The 23360-nt window shown below is 46.0% G+C and carries 21 protein-coding genes; 17 read left to right on the top strand and 4 right to left on the bottom strand.

Going from position 1 to position 23360, the window contains the following annotated elements:
* Nucleotide 1: 1 nt before the first annotated feature.
* The 5 genes from pruA (at nt 2) to BM124_RS01575 (ending at nt 5492) form a co-directional block, all read left to right on the top strand.
* Entirely contained in the window at nt 2–1549 is a 1548-nt protein-coding gene (pruA, locus tag BM124_RS01555; RefSeq protein ID WP_093334902.1) for an L-glutamate gamma-semialdehyde dehydrogenase, read from the top strand.
* A 98-nt stretch (nt 1550–1647) separates the two neighbouring features.
* On the top strand, nt 1648–2808 hold the full coding sequence (locus BM124_RS01560) for an aromatic ring-hydroxylating oxygenase subunit alpha (RefSeq protein WP_093334903.1): 1161 nt from the start codon (nt 1648–1650) through the stop codon (nt 2806–2808).
* Between the two features lie 89 nt (nt 2809–2897).
* Complete coding sequence (locus BM124_RS01565; RefSeq protein WP_093334904.1) at nt 2898–3245, top strand: Rieske (2Fe-2S) protein; 348 nt, start codon at nt 2898–2900, stop codon at nt 3243–3245.
* Between the two features lie 104 nt (nt 3246–3349).
* Nucleotides 3350–4597, top strand: coding sequence for an NAD(P)/FAD-dependent oxidoreductase (locus BM124_RS01570; RefSeq protein WP_093334905.1), 1248 nt, complete (start codon nt 3350–3352; stop codon nt 4595–4597).
* A 211-nt stretch (nt 4598–4808) separates the two neighbouring features.
* Nucleotides 4809–5492, top strand: coding sequence for a TetR/AcrR family transcriptional regulator (locus tag BM124_RS01575; RefSeq protein WP_093334906.1), 684 nt, complete (start codon nt 4809–4811; stop codon nt 5490–5492).
* Between the two features lie 87 nt (nt 5493–5579).
* Here the strand turns inward: BM124_RS01575 and BM124_RS19455 are convergent, their stop codons facing one another.
* Both BM124_RS19455 and BM124_RS01580 read right to left on the bottom strand, forming a co-directional pair.
* Nucleotides 5580–5711 carry a hypothetical protein gene (locus BM124_RS19455; RefSeq protein WP_280139706.1) on the bottom strand — a complete coding sequence of 44 codons (132 nt, stop codon included), beginning with the start codon at nt 5709–5711 and terminating at the stop codon, nt 5580–5582.
* A 403-nt stretch (nt 5712–6114) separates the two neighbouring features.
* Nucleotides 6115–6315: a YlaI family protein gene (locus BM124_RS01580; protein ID WP_093334907.1), complete on the bottom strand. Its 201-nt coding sequence runs from the start codon at nt 6313–6315 to the stop codon at nt 6115–6117.
* 177 nt (nt 6316–6492) lie between these two features.
* Between BM124_RS01580 and BM124_RS01585 the strand changes: the two genes are divergently transcribed.
* The gene (locus BM124_RS01585) at nt 6493–6957 is read left to right on the top strand and encodes a pyridoxamine 5'-phosphate oxidase family protein (RefSeq protein ID WP_093334908.1); all 465 of its coding nucleotides are present in this window, start codon (nt 6493–6495) and stop codon (nt 6955–6957) included.
* Nucleotides 6958–7124: 167 nt separating this feature from the next.
* Nucleotides 7125–8453, top strand: a complete 1329-nt coding sequence (locus BM124_RS01590; RefSeq protein ID WP_093334909.1) for a PhoH family protein — start codon at nt 7125–7127, stop codon at nt 8451–8453.
* A gap of 27 nt (nt 8454–8480) precedes the next feature.
* On the opposite strand, the gene BM124_RS01595 is transcribed toward BM124_RS01590, so the two are convergent.
* Nucleotides 8481–8984 carry a hypothetical protein gene (locus tag BM124_RS01595; protein WP_093335157.1) on the bottom strand — a complete coding sequence of 168 codons (504 nt, stop codon included), beginning with the start codon at nt 8982–8984 and terminating at the stop codon, nt 8481–8483.
* Nucleotides 8985–9119: 135 nt separating this feature from the next.
* On the opposite strand from BM124_RS01595, the gene glsA reads away from it, so the two are divergent.
* The 5 genes from glsA (at nt 9120) to BM124_RS01620 (ending at nt 16920) form a co-directional block, all read left to right on the top strand.
* Nucleotides 9120–10064, top strand: coding sequence for a glutaminase A (gene glsA / locus BM124_RS01600; RefSeq protein ID WP_093334910.1), 945 nt, complete (start codon nt 9120–9122; stop codon nt 10062–10064).
* Nucleotides 10065–10183: 119 nt separating this feature from the next.
* Nucleotides 10184–10468: an Fpa/YlaN family protein gene (locus BM124_RS01605; RefSeq protein ID WP_090925484.1), complete on the top strand. Its 285-nt coding sequence runs from the start codon at nt 10184–10186 to the stop codon at nt 10466–10468.
* Nucleotides 10469–10710: 242 nt separating this feature from the next.
* Nucleotides 10711–14160, top strand: a complete 3450-nt coding sequence (gene pyc, locus BM124_RS01610; RefSeq protein WP_093334911.1) for a pyruvate carboxylase — start codon at nt 10711–10713, stop codon at nt 14158–14160.
* A 163-nt stretch (nt 14161–14323) separates the two neighbouring features.
* Nucleotides 14324–15751 carry a cryptochrome/photolyase family protein gene (locus BM124_RS01615; protein ID WP_093334912.1) on the top strand — a complete coding sequence of 476 codons (1428 nt, stop codon included), beginning with the start codon at nt 14324–14326 and terminating at the stop codon, nt 15749–15751.
* On the top strand, nt 15748–16920 hold the full coding sequence (locus tag BM124_RS01620; RefSeq protein WP_093334913.1) for a GNAT family N-acetyltransferase: 1173 nt from the start codon (nt 15748–15750) through the stop codon (nt 16918–16920). Before BM124_RS01615 ends, BM124_RS01620 begins: the two co-directional genes overlap by 4 nt.
* Before the next feature lie 78 nt (nt 16921–16998).
* Here BM124_RS01620 and BM124_RS01625 read toward each other — a convergent pair whose 3' ends face one another.
* The gene (locus tag BM124_RS01625) at nt 16999–18000 is read right to left on the bottom strand and encodes a COX15/CtaA family protein (RefSeq protein ID WP_342028576.1); all 1002 of its coding nucleotides are present in this window, start codon (nt 17998–18000) and stop codon (nt 16999–17001) included.
* 258 nt (nt 18001–18258) lie between these two features.
* On the opposite strand from BM124_RS01625, the gene cyoE reads away from it, so the two are divergent.
* The 5 genes from cyoE to BM124_RS01650 all read left to right on the top strand — a co-directional run bounded on the left by cyoE (nt 18259) and on the right by BM124_RS01650 (nt 23331).
* Nucleotides 18259–19185: a heme o synthase gene (cyoE, locus tag BM124_RS01630; RefSeq protein WP_093334914.1), complete on the top strand. Its 927-nt coding sequence runs from the start codon at nt 18259–18261 to the stop codon at nt 19183–19185.
* A gap of 92 nt (nt 19186–19277) precedes the next feature.
* Nucleotides 19278–20462: a cytochrome c oxidase subunit II gene (gene coxB / locus BM124_RS01635; protein ID WP_093334915.1), complete on the top strand. Its 1185-nt coding sequence runs from the start codon at nt 19278–19280 to the stop codon at nt 20460–20462.
* A gap of 21 nt (nt 20463–20483) precedes the next feature.
* On the top strand, nt 20484–22358 hold the full coding sequence (ctaD, locus tag BM124_RS01640; protein WP_093334916.1) for a cytochrome c oxidase subunit I: 1875 nt from the start codon (nt 20484–20486) through the stop codon (nt 22356–22358).
* Nucleotide 22359: 1 nt separating this feature from the next.
* Entirely contained in the window at nt 22360–22983 is a 624-nt protein-coding gene (locus BM124_RS01645) for a cytochrome (ubi)quinol oxidase subunit III (protein ID WP_093334917.1), read from the top strand.
* A 3-nt stretch (nt 22984–22986) separates the two neighbouring features.
* Complete coding sequence (locus BM124_RS01650; RefSeq protein ID WP_093334918.1) at nt 22987–23331, top strand: cytochrome C oxidase subunit IV family protein; 345 nt, start codon at nt 22987–22989, stop codon at nt 23329–23331.
* Nucleotides 23332–23360 lie beyond the last annotated feature (29 nt).

Below are 23360 nucleotides of genomic sequence, written 5' to 3' on the forward strand. Positions count from 1 at the left end.
AATGTCTGTCGCACCATTTCAAAATCAACCGCCGATAGAGTGGGGTAAAACGGAAAACAAAGAACGTTTGTATAAGAGCCTGAAATATGTAAAAGCAGAATCAGGCAGAGAATATCCGCTGCTTATTGGCGGGGAAGAAATTTTAACCGAAAATAAAATATCTTCTCACAATCCGGCCTCTCACAATGAAGTTATAGGTTACGTAAGTCAAGCCGGCCGGGACCATATCGAAACAGCAATTTCTGCTGCCCGGAGTGCCTATAATACCTGGAGCTCAACAACCTTCCAGGAGCGGGCGTCGTACCTATTTAAAACGGCTGAAATTATGAAACGCCGAAAAACGGAAATGATTGCCTGGCAGATATACGAGGCAGGTAAAAATTGGGCGGAAGCTGATGGGGAAATGGATGAAGCCATCGACTTTCTGGAAATGTATGGACGCGAAGCGATGAGTCTTGATCAAGGGCAGAATCTTGTATCAGTGCCTGGAATCGAAAACTGCCTCGAATATAGACCACTTGGAGTGGGGAGCATTATTTCACCATGGAATTTCCCTATAGCGATTGTAACCGGGATGACAGTTTCTGCATTGGTAACAGGAAACACTGTATTACTGAAACCTGCTTCTTTAACTCCTGTGATTGCGGCTAAATTTGTAGAAATAATGCAAGAAGCTGACGTACCTGATGGAGTTATTAATTTTGTACCGGGAGCGTCCGGTGACATCGGGGATTATATGGTGGAACATCAGGATATTAACTTTGTTTCGTTTACCGGGTCAAAAGAAGCAGGGCTGCACATTGATGAAATCGCGCATAAAAGAATACCAGGTCAGCGCTGGATAAAGCGTGTAGTTGCTGAAATGGGCGGCAAGAACGGCATCGTTGTTGATGAATCAGCAGATCTTGATGCTGCCGCAGCCGAGATTATAACATCAGCCTTTGGTTATCAGGGGCAGAAGTGTTCAGCCGGATCAAGAGCGATTATCCATGAAAGCGTTTACGATGAAATGGTGAAGAAAATTATAGAACGGGCGGATACTCTTCAAGTTGGGCCAGGGAGTGAAAATAATGAAATAGGTCCAGTAATAGATGAAAAAGCGTTCAAGAAAATCAACCATTATATCGAAATTGGAAAAGGAGAAGGAACATTGGTTTTCGGCGGCACCAGTGATGACACTCACGGTTATTATATCACCCCTGCTGTTTTTAAAGATGTACCAGCAGCATCCCGTATTATGAAAGAAGAAATCTTCGGGCCTGTGCTGGCAATCTGCAAAGTGGCAGATGTGGAGGAAGGTATTCAAGTTTATAATGACACGGAATTTGGATTAACTGGATCTTTATTTACAAAGAGCCGGGATCACATGATATATGCCCGCCGGGAAATGGATTGTGGCAATCTGTTCCTTAACGGCAAATGTACGGGAGCCCTGGTAGGAGTGCAGCCGTTTGGCGGCTATTATATGTCGGGTACAGGCTCAAAGACAGGATGTCTGGACTATTTACTGAATTTTGTGCAGGCTAAAACAATCGCAGAGAATTTGTAATATAAAGAGGTTTTCTACACGCGGAACACCTTATTAAGTGAGTTTGAATGAAGGTTACTTCTAAGTCCCAAATACAGTGAAATAAGGAGGGGTACGTTATGAATATGATTGAGGGCGGCTGGCCGAGTGATGCAGCATTTGAATCAACATTACCAGGTGAAAAATACTATGACGGGGAAACATTTAGAAAGGAATTAGAAAAAATTTGGTTTAAGACGTGGTTATGTGCAGGAAGAGAAGAAGAAATTCCTAACACTGGTAACTATACAACTGTTCAAATTGCTCACGAGAATTTCATTGTAACCCGTGGATCAGATGGTCAGATCAATGCATTTTACAACGTATGCCGGCACCGTGGTTCCAGATTGTGTACTGCTGAGTCAGGTCATTTTAGTAGAGGCAATATTATCTGTCCTTATCACAGCTGGATGTACAGCGGAGATTCGGGACAGTTAAAGAAGGCGCCGAATATCCCGGAAGAAGATGAACATTTTGATAAAAGTGAACATTCGCTGGTGAAAATAAAAGCAGAGGCATGGGATGGATATATCTGGATCAATGTAGATCCAAATGCTCCTCCGCTGGAAGAAAGCTTTAATCTGCCTGAATCCTGGGCTATTTATGAAAGATATCAGATGGATAGACTTAAACTTGGAAAAAAGAAAACCTACACGGTGAAAGCAAATTGGAAGTTGTTGATGGAGAATGCAGAGGAATGCTATCACTGCGGGAATATTTATCCGGAGTTAAGCCGTACCACACCTCCAAGTCAGCCTAGAAACTGGGTCGGTGAAGATGTCCCGGAGACAACCGTTCTCAAGCATGTCGGCGCCATGGCATTAAAATCGGGTTTTGAGCGCGTGAACATTGATGGTAACGCTTACAGGCCTGTATTTCCAGGACTTAATGAGGACGAAAATAATAAAATTGCCTATCTGCATATTTTCCCGCATTCCTATATATGTATGGCATCTGATTATGTGTTCATTGCAGCAATGTTCCCGATCAAACCAGACGAGACTTTGGTCAAAGGATATTGGTTGTTTGATCCGGAGATTTTGGAACAGGAAGATCCTCCTATCGATGATGCTGTTGATTTCTGGCATGTCACAAGTCAGGAAGACTGGGAAGCAAGTGAGCTCGTACAGTTGGGGAATCAATCAAAGGCATATGAAAATGGCGGTGTTTTGACTCCAATCGATTGGAGGGTGGCTAACTTTAAGAAATATGTACAATCCGAACTCGAAAGACCGGATTAAAAGAGAAATAGGATATGGTACGAAAAATACCATATCCATATACCAATTGCAGCGTAGTTATTATTATTTTAAAAAGGACGGTGGGATACATGATCAGGCAGGAACGGGACGCTTCATTACAGGACAGCGGGTACATTTTTATTGCATCCAGTGACTCCATCGGTGAAGGTGAAATGATGGAAGTATCTGTTGGAAAAGAAACGGTTCTTGTAGCACGTGTGGATGGATCTGTATATGCGGTGGATGGTATATGTTCGCATGCTTATTCTGAACTAGTGGACGGTGAATTAGAGGACAATTGTTTATATTGTCCGCTTCATTTCGCTTGTTTTGATATCCGGAATGGTGACGTATTGGAAGGGCCGGCTGACGAACCTTTATCGGTGTATACCGTGACAGAACAAAAAAGTTCTATTTGGATCAAAATAGAACGTTAATTTCTATTAATTGGTTAACAATAAATCAGCACCACTCATCATTGTAGGAAGGCTGAACAGAACACTGAAATGTGAAAGGTTAAGATGATTGGAGGGAAATATTTATGACTGCTGCCCATCCTATTGTTATTGTTGGGGCCGGTATAGCCGGAGTTCACGCGGCTGAATCACTTAGGAAAGAAGGGTATGAAGGCCGGATAGTGCTTGTTGATGGTGACACACAACCACCTTATGATCGTCCGCCGTTGTCGAAAGAATATATGCTGGGAGAATCATCGGAATCAACTATATACCTGCGTCATGATACACGTTTTAATGAACTGGGGGTTGAGTTAAAGTTGGGTGTTCAAATCACTTCCATCGATACGGAACAACAAACGGCATCCGTCTCCGATGGCAGCACTATTCAATGGAGCAAACTTCTATTAACAACGGGATCACGTTTAAGACATTTGCAAGTGAAGGGATCAGATTTTAAGGGAGTGCACTACTTGAAAACCTTGTCGGATGCAAAAAATCTTCGCAGCAGGTTGGATGACGTACAGGAAGTCGCCATCGTCGGTTCGGGATTTATTGGAGCGGAGCTTGCCTCCTCTCTTAAAAAACTGGGAAAAAAAGTGACCATTATAGAACGCATGCCGCTGCCGCTTGCACACATCCTTGGTGATGAAATGGGAGAGTATTTTCTTCAGCTGCATCGATCGGAAGGTGTGAGTGTTATGACAGAAGACTCCGTTGTTCAATTTGATGGAACTTCCTACGTTCAGGCAGTCATAACAAAAAAGGGGCACACTATTCCTTGTCAAGCTGTCATCGTTGGAGTTGGAGTTATACCAAATACGTTATTAGCCGGCGAAGACCTCGATGTAGATCATGGATATATTGTAAATGAATTTTGCGAGACATCGCTCCCTGACGTTTATGCTGCTGGGGATTGTACCATGTGGCCGTATCAGGGAACGAACATTCACGTAGAGCATTGGGATCACGCAGTGAACCATGGTCAATGCGCTGCCAAAAACATGATGAACGAAAAGTCAACCCCCTATTCTTCCATACCTTATTTTTGGTCCGATCAATATAACTCTCGTTTTCAATATTTTGGTCACACAAAAAATTGGAAGACGACTATACTGCGTGGAAATACGGTAGATCATCAATTCACGTATTTTTATTTAAATGAGAGCGGTATAATAGAGGCTGCTTTACTTGTGAATCAGCCGAAAAATGCGTTGACCATACGCCGGTTGATCAAACAGCAGCAACCGGTTGATTCTGCATTGTTATCTGATTCGGATGTCAGTCTGAAAAAGGTGAATATACAATCAAATGAAGATAAAGTCTCCTATTAGCCTATCCTGTTGTCACAAATATAGATGATACTGCAGCATTCGCCGGGAATAACGAGCTGAATGCTGCTTTTTCTATGTTGTCACTTTAAAGGATGGCGTATTACGTGAAAGACTCTCCTGTGTTTTTGTAATCTTGATTGCAGGTAAAATCTCCTTTATAGTAAGGAAAAGGGTTACTCGAAAAATTATAAAAGCATAAGGAGTCTCGTTATTGAAGAATAAAGAAATACAAATGCAGCGAATGTGGCAGTATTTTGTTGATGCTACCGTTGAAATAATCGATCAAAAGGGAATTGAAAATGTTACAATACGGGAAATTGCCGATAAGGCTGGTTACAATAGTGCTACGATTTATAACTACTTCCAGGAAGTTTCCCACTTAATCTTTTTTGCAGCGTTAAAGTATTTAAATAATTTTATTGAAGACTTGCCGGCGTACATAGAAAAAAGTGATAATTCTATAGACAGGTACTTATTGAGCTGGAAATGTTTCTGTGAGCATTCCTTTGAAAATCCTGATGTATTCCATGCTATTTTTTTAGCAGATTTAGGTGACGGACCTGAAGAATTTCTGACATATTACTATAGGATTTATCAATCCGATATATTTGACGATTTCACTGAAGATTTGGAAACACTTATTGTAGAATACAACCTTTCAACAAGAAGCAGAAAAGAACTGGATAAGTCGGTTCAACAAGGTTATTTGACCAATGATACTGCCGCTGTTATTAACGAAAGAACGGTTTTAATATGGCAGGGTATGCTGGCTACTATAATAAATAATCGACGTTACTTGAATACCGAAGAAGCAACGAATAAAACAATGCAGCATATAACAGAGATTGTAAACAGTTACAGGTTAGATAATCCAGGCTTCCTCAAAGATAAGTAGGCTTCCTGTAAAGTTGCATAATTAGGAAGGCTTAAGAACAAGCCGTTCAGCAGCAGGCCCGCTTTAATCTCCTTTCGCTTCCGTGTTTTAATGACCCATTATTTTTTCCTCAGCGCTCTCCTGATTGGAAGCCGGGCGGGGTTCCGCTGCTGGTACGTTATCCTCTTTTTGCTTGCAGAACCGACGAAGCACAAGGCTTTCATCCTCATCTCCTACCACATGAATCCTCCGTTCCTTTTGTCTCTGTCTTTTCGTTTAAGTTGCTTTTGTTAAAAAATCAATTTGAAAAACGAGGGTGGGATGGAAACTTAAACGTTGTATAAAAAACGAACGTTATGTAGTTATTGATGAAACGTGCTTCCACCAAGCGATGTATTTTTGACGGAGCGGCAGACTAACGCAAAAAAAGTTCCGAATGATTCATAGGAAAGTTATTCGGAACGTTTTTATCTATAAATGGTTTTGTCCCAGCCTCTTCTTTGCCTGGGCTTTTCACGGAAGGAGCGGTGTGACATAGTATGAGTAGATGGTCGGTGAAAGTTAGAGGAAGCGGCGGAGGATTTGGAGGAAAAGAAGATCTGTATAAAAAAACCGGGGAGCCTGAGCGGCTGCACCCCGGAAACTACCAATCATCATCGGAAACCGGATCCCGGTAGGGACGGAAATTCCCTGTAGCCCACCGTTCCAATGTTCTCTTCTCGATACGCGCGTGGCAGGAGCTGCACATAAATGTGTGAATCGGCCGGTTCCGAAGTTTTTTGGCAAGCGGATCATCATTATTTAAATCGTGTATCGTATCGCAGATGACACATTTTACTTTCATCGTATCCCTCCAGATGCTTCCCTTTGAAAAAGGGACGATTTCATTATAACATAGCAGTAGAGCAGTACATATTGACCTGGAGATGAAAGTCTGCGGGATGTCTGCTTAACGTTCCTTCCACTGACCATTTTATGCAGGGGCAGGAACGCACCGCTTCAAAAAAAGGAGGGGCTGAATGTGCCGAATCATGTTGAAACATGTCTGACTGAGGAGCTTTTGACTCTTCTCCGGCAGGAACGCTATGTCACGCTGTCCACGATTGATCATGAGACGAACGCACCAAGTGTGAGTGCCATTTCATGGCTTTATGCCATGGACTCCAACACCGTACGATTCTGTGTGGAGAGCAGATCTGTGATTTTGGACAACCTGAAGCAGAACAATCAGATTGTTATTACGTTTATCGGAAATGGATCCACGTATGCCATCTCAGGTAAAGGGGTTATCATCTCTGAAGAAGTGGAAGACATGCCGATTAAACTGGGATTAATCGAGTGCCGCGTCGAGGAAGTGAAAGATATTATGTTCTACGGCGCTAAAATTGTCAACGACCCACAATTCGAAAAAACGTATGATGCAGAAGCGGCACTGAAACTGGATAACCAAGTAATGGAAGCGATGAAGAATCCTTCTGTTGAATAAAGCGGCACAGATAAAGAATCGCGTATTTTTTACGTCAATATTGTCCAAGTTGAAGCATATGAAAGAACAAGACCATTTTTAAGTTAAAGATGTATTTGTCCTCCGTCCGCGTTTTATGCAAAAGAACGACGGCATGATGTTTCATTTTCGAATAGGGAGGAACTGCCTTGGAAAAAATATATGTCCTGGACACGAATGTTTTACTGCAGGAGCCCCGTGCCCTTTTTCAATTTGAAGACAATGAAGTTGTTATTCCAGCGGTAGTGCTGGAGGAAATAGACGCGAAAAAAAGGTACATGGATGAACTTGGACGAAATGCCAGGGAAGTATCGAGAATTCTTGATGGTCTCCGTGATAAAGGAATGCTCCATGAAGGAGTACCTCTTGAAAACGGAGGGAAAATCAGGGTTGAACTGAATCACCGTTCCTTCCACTTTTTACGGGAAACGTTCGCGGAAATGACGAATGACAACCGGATTCTCGCCGTTGCGATGAATCTGCAGTCGGAACAGGAAAAAAACCGCGCGTTCCGGGATGTAGTGATTGTGAGCAAGGATGCACTTGTGCGGGTGAAAGCGGATGCTCTCGGCATCAAAGCCGAAGATTTTCTCAATGACAGAGTGACAGAACTTGATCATATTTATAAAGGTAAACTTTATAAAAAAGTCGGAAAAGACACGCTGAACCAGTTTTATAAGTCGCAGAGCCTTCCTGTTTCTGAAATCGGACTTGAGCAGCTCTATCCGCATCAGTTTGTTATTTTGCAGGACGCTTTGGGAAGTTCAGCATCCGCTGTGGCAAAGGCCGATGAACATGGAAAATATCTCTGGCCTTTCTTCCACGAATCCGAACAGATATGGGGCATTCATCCACGGAATGTAGAACAGAAAATGGCGCTTGAGCTTCTGCTTCGTGATGATATTCCGCTCGTAACATTAACCGGTAAAGCCGGGACGGGCAAAACACTTCTGTCCCTTGCCGCGGGTCTGTTTCAGACCGAAGACATCGGTATGTACAATAAACTGCTTGTGGCAAGGCCCGTTGTACCTATGGGAAAAGACATTGGATTCCTTCCCGGGGAAAAAGAAGAAAAACTCCGGCCGTGGATGCAGCCGGTTTTTGATAATCTGGAGTATCTGTTTAACACCAAAAAGCCGGGTGAAATTGATCAGATTCTTGCCGGAATGGGATCAATCCAGGTGGAAGCTCTCACCTATATACGAGGGCGGAGCATCCCGGAGCAGTTCATTATTATCGATGAAGCCCAGAACCTGACAAAACACGAGGTGAAAACCATCTTAACGAGAGTTGGGGAGCGCAGTAAAATTATTTTTATGGGAGATCCCGGGCAGATTGACCACCCGTATCTGGATGAATTGGATAACGGTCTTTCCTACGTTGTTGAAAAATTTAAGGATCAAGCCGTTGGAGGTCATGTGAAGCTCGAAAAAGGAGAGCGTTCAGGCCTGGCCCAACTCGCTGCCGATATTCTGTAACACCGGCAGCTGGACATGTATATGCTTTTATTCAATACGGATCCCTGTCACATGTGTGACGGGGTTTCCTTTATTACTGCCGTCTCCGTAGTAAAGATGAATCGGTCCCGATTCTTTCAAAGGTTCCCCGTTTTCTGAAAATCCTGCTACCATCCGGAGGGCATCTTCAAGAGCCGCTTCATACTCATCCCCGCCGGATGTCTCGATGACCGCCCGGACAGCCGAATCATTTGGCACTGCATTTTGTATAAACGAACCGAACGGAATGCCGAACGTTCCGTGAATCAGCTGCTCTTTTTTGGAGCGGACTTCGTTGGTCTGAGACGAAGCAGGGGCGTCGACTCCTTTTGTCAACTCTTTGTCGAATTGTTCGGATACGGATTTTTTATACGCTTCCCATTCTTTTTCCTGTCGTTTTTCCTCGCCTTCCCATGTATTCAAGTCAATCTTTCTTTCATCGAAAATCCAGACAGTGGGATCGATGGTAATCGTATACTTTACATTTCCATGTATAAAAACAATAAAATCCAAAAAAACGGCCTCCTTGTCATTGTATCTTTCTAATCCTAACATATTTTCCTTCCTGTATGAGAATAGACGGCTTCGTTCACACTATAAACACATAAACCAATGAAAGGAGCCCTGTTATGGGGAAGTTTAAACACGATGGTCCTTTTCATTAATAAAAATACGTTAGCCTCCTCTTTGGAAGCTGTACAGCTGGAAGCTGGAAGTGGAAGCGTTGCTTCCTATATTCCAGCCTTGCAGCAGGCAGATCCGGCGGCATTTGGATGTGTGGTTCATTACGGAAGGGAAAAGGTGAAGGCGGGGGACACCGATATTTATTTCACCCTTCAAAGTATTTCCAAAGTCATTAGCCTGGCCCTTGCATTAATGGACAAGGGATCAGAAGAAGTCTTTTCCAAAGTGGGGATGGAACCGTCCGGAAATCCGTTTCACTCGATTCAGACACTGGAAAAAGAAAAACCGGCTAAACCCTTAAATCCCATGATTAATGCAGGCGCTCTCGTCGTTGCGGATATGCTTCAGGAAAAAGAACCGGATGCGGCAGCCCGTCGATTTGTACGTTTAATAAGAGAAATCACTTCCAACCCTGAAATCGATATCTGCTTTGAAACAGCAGCGTCTGAGCGGAATCATTCAAACCTTAATCGTGCTCTCTGCTACTTTCTGAAAAGTCACGGTGTTATTGAAAACGATGTCGAACAGGTGTTGAATACGTATATTAATCTTTGTTCTGTCAGGGTCAACAGCTGCGACCTCGCGCGGATAGGCAGTGTCCTCGGCAGAGACGGACAGGACCCGGAAACCGGGGAGCAGCTCATACCCGCCTGGACCGCTGAAATGGTAACGACGTTTATGGTGACGTGCGGGATGTACGACGCTTCCGGATCATTTGCGGTCAAAGCAGGAATTCCATGTAAAAGTGGAGTGTCCGGAGCTCTGCTCGGCAGCCTTCCGGACGGTACAGGAATTGGTGTTTACAGCCCGCCGCTTGATTCACATGGTAACAGTGCTGCAGGAACGCGTCTTCTTGAAAAACTTTCATCCGACTATCAACTGAGTATTTTTTCGGGACGTTTCCGATGACACGAATTCTGCTGCCGATTTTTCTAAATTTTTAAAGGGTTCTTTCCTCTGTTCTGTTGCATTTTTCTCCGGCAGCCGATAAGATAGGTGACAGGAGTAAATGAACAGGAGGGATCACCTTGAGCGTTGAAGCGCAGACGGAACATAAAGAGAAAGCATATGCTCTGCTTAAAGCTGACGCAGAACGGATCCGCAAATTAATCGAAGTACAGATGGACAATCTCACACTGCCTCAGTGCCCTTTATACGAAGAGGTTCTGGATACGCAGATGTTTGGTCTTTCCCGTGAAATTGATTTTGCCATCCGCCTGAATCTGATAGATGAAGACACCGGGAAGCAGATTTTATCTGAACTGGAGCGGAAACTGGCGGCCTTCCACGAAGCAGCACTTGCGGGGAAATAAGAAGAACCAGGCTATTCTAAGGAGTAGCTTGGTTTTTTTTTACCTCCCTGCGCTCTTTTGTAAACGCATAAGATGTTACGCTGAAAAGGAAACAGCATGTTTTATCCGGTCTGGGTGATAGACGCAATTTTTTGACAGATTTGCTGAAAGTGTTATGATAAAATATATTTAGAATTGTCTGATTGAAAAAGTTCTCCATTTTGAAGAGAATCATGGAGAGTAACTTACCAAGGAGGAATTTGATGAACGGCCTGGGAAATATTCAAAAGGTAATGGTAGCCAACCGGGGTGAAATAGCCATCAGAATCTTCCGTGCGTGCACTGAATTACATATCCGCACGGTTGCTGTTTATTCGCAGGAAGATACCGGCGCATTTCACCGCTATAAAGCAGATGAAGCTTATCTTGTCGGGGAAGGACAGAAGCCGATTGATGCCTATCTCGATATTGAAAGTATTATAGAGACAGCGAAGGCAACGAACGTTGACGCTATCCATCCCGGCTATGGTTTCCTGTCGGAAAATCTCGAGTTTGCCAAGCGGTGTAAAGAAGAAGGGATTACATTTATCGGTCCCGGAACAGAACATCTTCACATGTTCGGGGATAAAGTCCGGGCAAGAGAAACCGCCATTGAAGCGGGTATTCCGGTTATACCGGGAAGCGACGGTCCGGTATCGGGCCTCGATGAAGTGAAACAGTTTGCCGGCAGACACGGCTATCCTTTTATCATCAAAGCATCCCTCGGCGGAGGCGGACGCGGCATGAGGATTGTCCGCAGCGAGGAAGCGCTTGAAGATTCTTACGAACGCGCAAAATCCGAGGCGAAATCCGCTTTTGGAAGCGACATCGTCTACGTGGAGAAATTCATTGAAAATCCAAAGCATATTGAAGTACAGATTCTCGGTGACCACGACGGCAACATTATTCACCTTTATGAGCGGGACTGTTCTGTACAGCGCCGCCACCAGAAAGTGGTGGAAGTCGCGCCGAGTGTAGCCCTTAGTGAAGAACTGCGGGAAAACATCAGCGCCGCAGCCGTACAGCTCGCTGAAAACATCAACTATTACAACGCGGGCACGGTGGAGTTTCTCGTCAATGAAAAAGAAGAATTTTTCTTCATTGAAGTGAATCCGCGTGTGCAGGTGGAACATACCATCACCGAACTTGTCACCGGCGTGGATATTGTTCAGTCGCAGCTCTATATTGCTGCCGGAAAGTCCCTTCATGGAGAAGAACTTGCCATTCCAAAACAGAAGGATATACGCACCCACGGGTACGCCATCCAGTCCCGTGTCACCACCGAAGATCCGGCGAACAACTTTCTCCCGGATACAGGGCGTATTAACGCGTACCGCTCAAGCGGAGGCTTCGGTGTGCGCCTTGATGCCGGAAACGGCTTCCAGGGAGCGGTGATCACGCCGCACTATGATTCACTTCTTGTGAAGGTATCGACGTGGGCTCTGAATTTTGAAGGAGCCGCGGCGAAGATGCTCCGTAATCTCCGTGAATTCCGGATCCGTGGTATTAAAACGAACATTGCGTTTCTTGAAAACGTCGTGCAGCATGAACAATTTCTGGCCGGTACCTATGACACGTCCTTCATTGACTCTGCTCCGGAATTGTTTGTCTTCCCGAAACGAAAAGACCGCGGGACGAAGATGCTTTCCTTTATCGGAGAGACAATCGTAAACGGTTATCCGGGACTCGAAGAGGAGAAAAAACCGGTATTTGAACAGCCTGAACTTCCTGAAATCAAAAAGAGCGAACCGTTTCCCCAAGGAGCGAAACAGATCCTGGATCAAAAGGGGCCAGAAGGCCTTGCGGATTGGGTGAAAAATCAAAAAGAGGTTCTTCTGACGGATACGACGTTCCGTGATGCGCACCAGTCGCTTTTGGCCACACGTTTCCGCACAAATGATCTGAAAAAAGCAGCGGAACCTACGGCACGTCTGCTGCCGAACCTTTTTTCCGAGGAAATGTGGGGCGGAGCGACATTTGATGTAGCGATGCGTTTTCTGCATGAAGATCCATGGGAGCGGCTTTTGACGCTGCGGGAAAAGATGCCGAACGTTCTTATGCAGATGCTGCTTCGTTCATCCAATGCCGTCGGTTACAAAAACTACCCGGACAATGTCATTAGGGAATTTGTCGAAAAATCCGCAACGGCCGGTATCGATGTGTTCCGGATATTTGATTCTCTTAACTGGGTGGAGGGCATGCGCCTGACCATTAACGAAGTGCGGGAGCAGAATAAGATTGCTGAAGCGGCGATGTGCTACACCGGCGATATTCTTGAACCAAAACGGGACAAGTACGATCTGAAATATTATAAAGGGCTCGCAAAAGAGCTCGAACAGGCCGGTGCCCACATGCTCGGCATTAAAGACATGGCCGGCCTCCTGAAACCGGAAGCTGCCTATCAGCTGATTTCAGAACTCAAAGAGACGATTGATATCCCGATTCATCTCCACACGCATGACACAAGCGGCAACGGAATCTTTTCCTATGCCCGGGCCATTGAAGCCGGTGTCGATGTCGTGGATGTGGCAGTCAGTTCGATGGCCGGGCTCACATCACAGCCGAGTGCCAACAGCCTGTATTATGCGTTGAAAGGAAGTCCGCGCCAGCCGCAGGTGGACATCAAGGCACTGGAAGAACTGAGTCAGTACTGGGATTATACCCGTAAGTATTATCAAGGATTTGAAAGCGGCATGAACGCGCCTCACACAGAAGTGTATGAACACGAAATGCCCGGCGGCCAGTACAGCAATCTCCAGCAGCAGGCGAAAGCCGTTGGACTGCAGGGACGCTGGAATGAAGTGAAGAAAATGTACCGCCGCGTGAATGATATGTTTGGAGACATTGTCAAAGTGACGCCTTCCTCGAAGGTTGTTGGTGACATGGCGCTGTATATGGTTCAGAATGACCTGACAGAAGATGATATTTACGAAAAAGGAGAGAACCTTGACTTCCCGGATTCCGTGGTGGAACTGTTCCAGGGTTACCTTGGCCAGCCGTATCAAGGCTTTCCAAAGGAACTGCAGCGTATCATTCTGAAAGGCCGTCAGCCGATTACCAACCGCCCGGGCGAAAACATGGAGACGGTCAACTTCAATGAAATCAAAGAAGACCTGTACCATAAACTGGACCGGCAGGTAACGAGCCATGACATGATTTCGTACGCCCTTTATCCGAAGGTGTACATGGACTTCGAGAAATTCCGCCAGCAGTTCGGCGATGTGTCGGTACTTGACACTCCGACGTTCTTCTATGGTCTGCGTCTCGGTGAAGAGATTGAAGTGGAAATTGAGCAGGGAAAAACACTGATTGTGAAGCTTATTTCCATTTCAAGGCCTCATGATGACGGCAACCGCATCGTTTATTTCGAACTGAACGGACAGCCGCGTGAGGTCATCATCAAAGACCAGAATGCCCAGACGACCGGTGCTGAACGTCCGAAAGTGGACAAAACAGATGAGAATCAAATCGGTGCATCAATGCCGGGAACCGTGGTCAAAAAGCTTGTTAATAAAGGTGAAAAAGTGAAGAAAGGCGACCATCTTATGATCACCGAAGCCATGAAGATGGAGACGACCGTTCAGGCTCCATTTGATGGTGAAGTCAAAAATGTGTACGTCACGGACGGAGACACGATCGAGACCGGTGATCTGCTGATTGACCTGGAGAAATAAATAAAACAGAGGCAGGCATCTCCCTCTTAAGATCCCGAATTTAAATTCGGGATCTTTTTTCCGGAAAAGCAAGGCTTTCTGGTTATAGGTCAGCTTAAACGGGGAATTAGATAAAGATGAAAAACAGTACGATCATCGGCCGGTTAAAGGAGTTATAAAAAATATGAAGGCTCTATGGTTCAGGAGAGACCTGCGTTTAACAGACAATTACGCTATGTATGCTCTGGAAAATGATCTTGAATATGATAAAGAAGTGTCCTGGTTTGCTTTCTACCATGTAGATCCGGTATTTCTGGAAGAAAAATGCCTGCACCATCACTATTTTTTCCAGCAGGTAAAAGCATTCGAACAGGAATGCAGGGAGAAAGGAATTACCCTTCATTTTATCTATGGCACCCACCCATTTCAGGACTTACTTTCTGCTGTGCCTGATTTGTCCGCTGTATATTTCAATGAAGATGAAGCAGCGTGGGAGGCACAACGGGATCAAGCCATCCGGGACTACCTTCATAAACACGGAGTTTACACGTATGCTTATCCGGATGCACACCTGCATCACTCCGGCGAAGTCATGAAAAAAGACGGATCTCCGTATAAAATATTCACACCTTATTTCAGAGCGTGGCAGATGCTGCCCAAGCCCCGCCCGTACCCGTGCAATCTGGAGCGCTTTAAACAGCGGCAGGCGGAACCTGCTCTTCAGGACACCCATGAGCTGGCGTTTAATGAAATGGAAGCCTTTGATGAGGCAATGAATAGAGAGGCAGAACCTGTATTTGAATCCGAAGCCATTCAAAAAATGAGCACCTTCATCCATGAAGATCTTCCGAATTATGAAAATAGCCGGGATATTCCTGCTGAAGATGCAACAAGCCGTCTTTCCCCCTTGATTAAAACGGGAAGATTGTCGGTGCGGACCATTTACAGCGCTTTGGAACCGTATGTGGAACAGGGGAGTTCTGCCGCACAGAAATATCTGGCGGAACTGGCCTGGAGAGATTTCTATAATATGATTCACGCTTATTTTTCTGAGCTGAAAAAGAAGGAAATGAACGAAAAATATCGAAATCTGCAGTGGGAGTATCAAGAAGAGCAGTGGGAGAAGTGGAAAAATGGAACAACCGGTTTTCCGTTTGTAGATGCTGCGATGAGACAATTGAATGCAGAAGGATGGCTTCACAACCGTGGAAGAATGGCAGCAGCTTCTTTTCTCGTGAAAGACTATCATATAGACTGGAGACTCGGGGAAGATTATTTCCGCAGACAGCTCATCGATTATGACCCCTCCTCCAATGCCGGGGGCTGGCAGTGGACGGCTTCTACAGGCAGTGATGCGGCACCGTATTTCCGCGTGTTTTCCCCTGTTCGTCAAAGCAAAAGGTTCGACCCGGACGGTATCTATATCAAAACCTACGTCCCGGAACTGAAACATGTACCAGCGCGCTTCATTCACGAACCTTGGAAAATGGACGAAGCTGCTGCGGAAAAAGCAGCATGCATCCCCGGACGTGATTATCCTCTGCCGGATGTTACCCACAAGACTGCAGCACACCAAGCCATTGAAATGTTCAAAGGAGACAGGAACGTATGAAAATCAGAAAAATGAATGCCTCCCAAATGCGGCAGAGTCTCGAACTGGATCAGTTTGCTTTTCAGTTTGAATTCACAAAAGATGAAAAAAAGAACCACGAACGAATCATGAAGCCGGAAAATACATGGGTTGCTGAAGAAGATGGACGGTTGATGTCCAAACTGACCATTTTACCGATGGAGGTGTATATCGGCGGAACGCTTGTACCGATGGGCGGGATATCGGGAGTGGCGACGTGGCCGGAATCAAGACGAAATGGTCTCGTCCGGAAGCTTCTTCATTCCGCTCTGGAAGATATGAAAAGCCGTGGACAGGCGGTTTCTTTTCTGTATCCTTTTTCCATTCCATTTTATCGTAATTTCGGGTGGGAGTTATTTGCCGACTCCATCACATGGACTATAAAAAAAGAGCAGCTTCTGAGTAAAAAAGAAATCAGCAGCGGAAAAATCAGAAGGGTCCCACCAGCTGAGTGGCCGACGCTGCAGCGTATCTATCAAAGATTTGCAGTCAGATATAATGGAATGATTGACCGCGATGAGAGCTGGTGGAGATACACTGTGCTGAAGAAAAAAAAAGGTCAGATTGCCGTCTTTTCAAACGATGCCGGAGAAGACAGAGGCTACATGATTTATCAGATTAAAAACAACCATATGAAAGTCCATGAATGTATTGCGCTTGACGAAGAAGCAAGACAGCAGCTTTGGCGTTTTACGGCCAATCATGATTCCATGATCGAGGAGGCTGAAATAAAACCCGCCCCCGGAGATCCAAGCCGCTTTATGCTTCCGGACTCTTCCATTGAAGAAAAACGAGAGAGTTATTTTATGGCACGTATTGTTGATATGAAACGTTTTCTTGAGTTGTACCCTTTCCGGATGGAAGACGGACAGGATATCACGTTTGAGATAGAGGATCCAGGTGCCTCTTGGAATAATGGAGTGTTTGCCGTAAGGAAGAATGAATCCGGAAATGATGTGGAACACTACAGTGCAGCGGAAATAGAAGGCGGTGTGAAAATGGACATAAATACGGCGGCGGCTGTTTTTCTGGGATACCTTCCAGTGTCCACCGCCGTCCAAACAGGAAAAATGAAAGCCTCAGATGAAGCAGAAGCACTATGTGAGGACGTTCTCACACGCGAACCCCCTTTCATCTACGATTTCTTTTAATAAAAATATAGTAAGACCGGCTGTGTGATGCAGCCGGTCTTTTTACAAATATTCTTGTATTCCTGGAGCAAAGTGATGTTACAGGGTGTTTCTTCTCGTAATAACCATTCCCATGTAGGAGAGAATGGTGAATAAGATGGTGATCGTCAGGGAGTGTACGAGAGCAGGCGGAAGGTACGAGTCAACGAAAAGAATCGATATTCCGGCTGCTGCCTGGACGAGCACAAGGAGAAATACGGCGGTACTTCCAAATAACAACACGGGATACGTACTGTAGCGGCGTATCGTCCAGATTAACAGCACAAGAAACAGTGCAGCAAGTATCAAAGCGGCAGCCCGGTGTATCATGTGAATACTGAGCTGATAAGCAAGTCCGCTCCCCATGTCCGGTATGATACTGCCGTTACAGAGTGGAAAACCGTTGCAGACATACGTCGCATCCGTATGTTTCACATAAGCTCCGGTGTAAATAACGAGGTAGGCATATACGAGTACACCAAATAAATAATTACGGTATGCTTTGGATACCCGGACCCCTGTAACGGATGAATTATTGTCTTCAAAGGCAAGAACGGTAAGCAGGGCCACGGAAGCAAAGGAGATAGTGGATATGCCAAAGTGAAGGGCGAGAACAATATCATTGTTGCCCCAAATCACAGCACCAGCTCCCATAAAACCCTGAAAGAGTATAAAGAGGACAGCCATCAAAGCCAGGAATTTCGTTTCCCGCAGATGGCTGAGTTTTTTCCAGGACCAAACCGCAAGAATAAAAACAAACAGTCCCATCAAGCCGGACCATGCACGGTGAGAGTACTCGATAATCGTTTCTTTTGCAGAAGATTCGGGGATAAGCTGCCCGTAACAGAGCGGCCACGTGGCCCCGCACCCTTCAGCAGATCCGGTTTTTGTTACAAGGGCCCCCTGCAGCAGTACAATTAACATGCCGATAGATGTAACAATACCAAAAGTCTTCAGACCTCTATTCAAAGTATTCACCTCCCCGTCATCGGACGGATGAATTCCATTCATACTATACACAATATTATCGTAATGAAAACGGCTGAAAAAAGTCAATTTCAACGGGGTGAACAATTTGAAAACATCAAAAAATGTGACCATTATGTGAAATTTTTCAAACTAATGAAATATCGAAGGCTGTAAATGACAGCAGCTGTGGTATACTATTGGGGGAAAAAAGCAGAATTGCGATTCTCTAAGAAAGCGGTTATATGGTACAATCTGATTATTAGTGGTCCATGACATAAAGTGCACCGTGGCACATTGTCTGCTCCGGACTCGTATTGTTCCAGACCGCCGGATTATAAGGGGGTGAAAGGTTTGGATGAACCCGATGCGGTTCCGCACGCAGCTGATTTGGGGGGGAGTCATTCAGAAGGAAAGCACCATTCTTCATGGATGGACTATGTAAGCGTTGCCGGTCTCCATGCTGTATGTTTTTATATGATTATTGCTGCTGCGGCGATGATTATTGCTTCGAACTATTCGGAGTTTCCTCTTCTCCAGAATCTTCACATTTTGATTCTGACGCTGACCGGTGCAGGACTGACCGCTTCCGGAAGCTTTACATTGAATAATTATCTGGACCGGGACTTGGATGCGGTCATGGAACGGACAAAACATAGACCGGCTGCAGCAGGGAGGATGAAACCGGTACGAATACTGACAGCAGGTCTGGCGGAGGCGGCTCTCGGCATAATGATACTGGGGGCGGTGGAGCCTGTATCTGCAGCAGCAGCAGCCGCCGGGCTGATTGTGTATATTGTAGTTTATACCCTCTGGATGAAAAGGGTTTCGCCCCTTCATCCAGCAGCCGGAAGCCTTGCTGCTGCGGTAACACCGCTGGTTGGCTGGGCTGCGGTGGATCCGGCCCTGCATTCTCATGCGTGGCTGCTTTCCTGTATTCTGTTTATATGGTATCCGCCTCATTATCTCGCGCTGACCATACGGTACCGGGAAGAGTTTCAGGCAGCAGGAATACCGGTTCTGCCGGTCAAAGCCGGACAAGCGGCGGCAAAACGCCAGATTGTTCTGTACGCTGCAGTGCTGCTTGCGGTTTCTCTTTTTTTACGAGAGTATGGAACCGTTTATACAGCAGCGGCTGTCTTACTCGGGGCCGGCTGGCTGATTCCGGGAACCGCCGGTCTCTTTATGAAAACTGATACGGGGTGGACCGGGTATATGTTTGTTTATTCCCTTTCATATATGACGATATTGTTTATAGTAATGGCTGCTGTTCATTTGTGAAATACTACCGGCAGTTTGCAATACGCTGCTGTAGATGACTAAATACATTTGGTATTTCTTACTTCACTTGGAAAGAGAGGTTTGATGATTTGATGAAAAGACATCTGGGATTACTGCGTCTTCTCCCGCTGACAGCGGTATTTATGCTGCTTGCCGGGTGCGGGGAAGAAAGATTGTCTGCGCTCGATCCTTACGGCCCGCAGGCCGAATGGATTCTGGACAACATGATTCTAAGCCTGTATGTCATGGCATTGGTCGTAATTGTTGTATTTGCTCTGTACTTTATTGCTGTGGTGAAATTCCGAAAAAAACCGGGGGATGAGGAACTGCCGGAGCAGGTGGAGGGCAGTAAAGCACTTGAACTGACCTGGACCATCATACCTGTTTTTCTGCTTGCTATTCTCGCTGTTCCGACCATCTGGGGTACATATTATATGGCGGAAGAAGTACCGGAAGCTGCCGGTTCCAGCGGCGGAGAGTCTGAAAATGGGGAACAGAGCGGCGAAGGAGGGGATTCCCAGAACAGTGGAAGTTCCTCTGAACAACAGCAGGGACAGGATGCCCTCGTTATTGATGTCACAGCCCACCAGTTCTGGTGGCAGTTTGACTATCCCGAAGGATTCTCGGCGGGTAATGAAGTATACATCCCTACAAACGAAAAAGTCTGGTTCAACTTAACGTCCAGCGACGTTATCCACTCCTTCTGGGTGCCGGCACTCGGGGGAAAAATCGACACCATTCCAGGGGTGGAAAACACGATGTGGCTTGAGGCGAACGAACCCGGCGTATACAAAGGCAAATGTGCTGAACTGTGCGGTCCGTCCCACGCTTTGATGGACTTCAAGGTTATTGCCATGGAACCCGGGCAGTATGAAGCCTGGGAGGCGGAAATGGCATCCGGCAGTGCATCTTCGGGCAATGGCGGATCCGGAGAAAGTGGATCGGAACAGGAAACGTCAGACAACAGTTCCGGTGAAGGGGTATCCACTGTTTCGGACGGCAGACAGGCATTTGAAGACCAGGGCTGTATTACCTGTCACGCTGTGGAAGGACAGGGAACCGGGCAGGGACCAACGCTTTCCAACTTCGGCGACCGCGAAAAGATCGCCAATATCCTCGAACCGACAGATGAAAATCTTGAGGAATGGATCCGTCATCCCGGTGACATCAAACAGGGAAATAACATGCCTGGTTTTCCGGACATGAATGATGAAGATATGAACGCAATTATCCAGTATCTTCAGTCCCTCAGTGCCAAAGAAAATATGAATCAGTAATGAAAAAGGGAGGTCAATGACGTGGCAACAGCTACTGCTACCAACACGAATAAAAGTGTATTATGGGACTGGCTGACAACCGTGGACCATAAGAAGCTTTCCGTATTGTATTTAATTGCCGGCGCCCTGTTTTTTCTGAAAGCCGGTGCGATGGCCATTTTCATGCGTATTCAGCTTATGTCGCCCGAGAACACGTTTCTGAGCGGCCAGACTTTTAACGAATTTGTTACGATGCACGGAACCATTATGCTCTTTTTGGCCGTCACACCGCTGATATTTGCGTTTATGAACTTTGTGATTCCACTTCAGATCGGGGCAAGGGACGTCGCATTTCCGTTTGTGAACGCTCTTGGCTTCTGGATTTTCTTTTTCGGCGGACTGCTTGTAAGTGTCAGCTGGTTTTTCGGTGGTGCTCCAGACGCAGGGTGGACAGCATATGTCCCTCTGTCAGGAGGAGAGTACGGCGACCTCGGTCTGGACTTTTACGTTCTGGGGCTGCAGGTCAGCGGACTTGGTACACTCGTATCAGCCATTAACTTTATCGTTACGATTATTAATATGCGCGCGCCGGGCATGACAATGATGAGGCTCCCGCTTTTCTGCTGGACCAGTCTTATAACATCGATTCTCATTGTTTTTGCCTTTACACCGCTTGCTGCGGGTCTGGCGCTGCTTATGCTGGACAGAATTTTCGGCGGTCAGTTTTTCAACCCGGGAAGCGGAGGCAATCCGGTTCTTTGGCAGCATATCTTCTGGATTTTCGGACATCCTGAAGTATATATTCTCGTTCTGCCGGCTTTCGGTATTATTTCAGAGGTTATTCCGGCCTTTTCGAAAAAACGTTTGTTTGGATATACCGCTATGGTATTTGCAACGCTTATTATTGCATTTCTTTCCTTCATGGTATGGGTTCACCACATGTTCACCGTCGGTATCGGACCGATTACCAACTCGGTGTTTGCGATTGCCACGATGGCCATAGGTGTTCCGACGGGAATTAAGATATTCAACTGGCTCTTTACGATGTGGGGTGGAAAATTAATATTTAACACGGCTATGCTGTGTGCTTCCTCGTTTGTTCCGACGTTTGTGCTCGGCGGGGTAACGGGAGTTATGCTGGCGATGGTGCCGGTGGACTATCTATACCACGACACCTACTTTGTTGTGGCGCACTTCCACTACATCGTTGTCGGAGGAATTGCTCTCGGACTGCTTGCCGGGACCTTTTACTGGTACCCCAAAATGTTTGGGCATATGCTGAATGAAAAACTCGGACAGCTCATGTTCTGGATGTTTTATGTCGGTTTCCACATGACATTTTTCATTCAGCACATTCTCGGCCTTATAGGAATGCCAAGACGTGTTTTTACGTACCTTGACGGCCAGGGTATGGGAACCATGAACCTTGTTTCAAGTATCGGAGCCTTTATGATGGGGGCTGCCATGGTTGTGCTGTTAATCAACGTGGTATACTCTGCTTACACGTCCAAACGAATCACGGTACGTGACCCATGGGATGCACGTACACTGGAGTGGGCCACGACGACACCGGTTCCGGAATACAATTTCGCCCAGACGCCGCAGGTTCGTTCCCTGGACCCGTGGTTCTACGAAAAAGTGCATGGAGACGGCACGATGAAACCGGCTGAACCAATGGATGAAATTCACATGCCGAATGGATCCATTCTGCCGTTCTGCATAGGCCTGGGTCTGTTTGTCTGGGGATTCGGCATGATTATGATGCAGATGGAAAATCCACTTATTCCGGAATGGATAGTGATAGGAGCAGGTGTTATTGTCACATTCGGCTCCATGATGCTGCATTCGATTCATGAGGATCACGGTTATCATATACCTCTGGATAAGATCAAAAAAACCGAAAAGGAGGTAAGCTGATATGTCTGATTCTGTTGATGTAAGCAAAGGTCTCCCCCCAAATCCCGAGAAAGCTACATTAGAGGGGAAAAACAAATTTCTTGGGTTCTGGGTTTTTCTCGGCGGGGAAACCATCATGTTTGCCACATTTTTCGGAACGTTCCTTGGGCTGCGCGACGGAACGGCGGGCGGGCCGACAGCGTCGGAGCTGTTTTCCCTTCCGCTCGTCTTTATCATGACGATGCTGCTTCTAACAAGTTCATTGACCAGTGTGCTGGCCATGTACTCTATGAAGAAAAATAATTTCAGGAATATGATGATTCTCACTGTTGTTACCGTTATTCTTGGCTTCGCATTTCTCGGCTTTGAAATTTACGAGTTTTACGAGTATGTCCACCACGGGGGGCTCGGTTTTACGACCAGTGCATTTGGATCTTCTTTCTATTCTCTGGTGGGGCTGCACGGTGCCCACGTTACGTTTGGTTTGTTTTGGTTTATTACCTTAATGCTTCGATACAGCCGTACCGGCATTACCTTAACCAATGCGCCGAAGTTCTATCTGGCCAGCCTGTACTGGCACTTTATCGACGTCGTGTGGGTTTTCATTTTCACGGTTGTTTATCTCATGGCTATAGGAGGTGCGTAAAACATGTCTGATGATCTTTCGAAGCCGTTTTCCAAGAGTGCCTTGACACATGAAGAGCTGTTAAAAATTAACCGCGAACGAAAAATACAGATTGCGGCGTTTGCTTGTATGATCTTTTTAACACTGCTCGCTTTTATAGCGGTAGCTATGGACATGATTGCTCCCGGTTTTACGATTCCGTTTATCCTGCTTTTGGCAGTAGTACAGTTTGCTTTGCAGCTGTTCTATTTCATGCATCTGAAAGATAAAGATCATGAATGGCCGAACGCGTTCATGCTGACAGGCATTGTTGTTTCTACACCGGCCCTGATTGCATTAATTCTCCTCCTCGGCGTAACAAAGTATTAAAACAATAACGAACTGCTCCTCTTGCCAAA

The sequence above is a fragment of the Salibacterium halotolerans genome, from assembly GCF_900115625.1.
Taxonomy (GTDB): Bacteria; Bacillota; Bacilli; order Bacillales; family Marinococcaceae; genus Salibacterium; species Salibacterium halotolerans.

Coding starts and splice junctions, on each gene's coding strand:
- BM124_RS01560 (WP_093334903.1), top strand. CDS start 1,648: ATGAATATGATTGAGGGCGGCTGGCCGAGTGATGCAGCATTTGAATCA.
- BM124_RS01650 (WP_093334918.1), top strand. CDS start 22,987: ATGTCTGATGATCTTTCGAAGCCGTTTTCCAAGAGTGCCTTGACACAT.
- glsA (WP_093334910.1), top strand. CDS start 9,120: ATGGTCCTTTTCATTAATAAAAATACGTTAGCCTCCTCTTTGGAAGCT.
- BM124_RS01580 (WP_093334907.1), bottom strand. CDS start 6,315: ATGAAAGTAAAATGTGTCATCTGCGATACGATACACGATTTAAATAAT.
- BM124_RS01565 (WP_093334904.1), top strand. CDS start 2,898: ATGATCAGGCAGGAACGGGACGCTTCATTACAGGACAGCGGGTACATT.
- pruA (WP_093334902.1), top strand. CDS start 2: ATGTCTGTCGCACCATTTCAAAATCAACCGCCGATAGAGTGGGGTAAA.
- BM124_RS01570 (WP_093334905.1), top strand. CDS start 3,350: ATGACTGCTGCCCATCCTATTGTTATTGTTGGGGCCGGTATAGCCGGA.
- coxB (WP_093334915.1), top strand. CDS start 19,278: ATGAAAAGACATCTGGGATTACTGCGTCTTCTCCCGCTGACAGCGGTA.
- BM124_RS01620 (WP_093334913.1), top strand. CDS start 15,748: ATGAAAATCAGAAAAATGAATGCCTCCCAAATGCGGCAGAGTCTCGAA.
- BM124_RS01645 (WP_093334917.1), top strand. CDS start 22,360: ATGTCTGATTCTGTTGATGTAAGCAAAGGTCTCCCCCCAAATCCCGAG.
- BM124_RS01615 (WP_093334912.1), top strand. CDS start 14,324: ATGAAGGCTCTATGGTTCAGGAGAGACCTGCGTTTAACAGACAATTAC.
- pyc (WP_093334911.1), top strand. CDS start 10,711: ATGAACGGCCTGGGAAATATTCAAAAGGTAATGGTAGCCAACCGGGGT.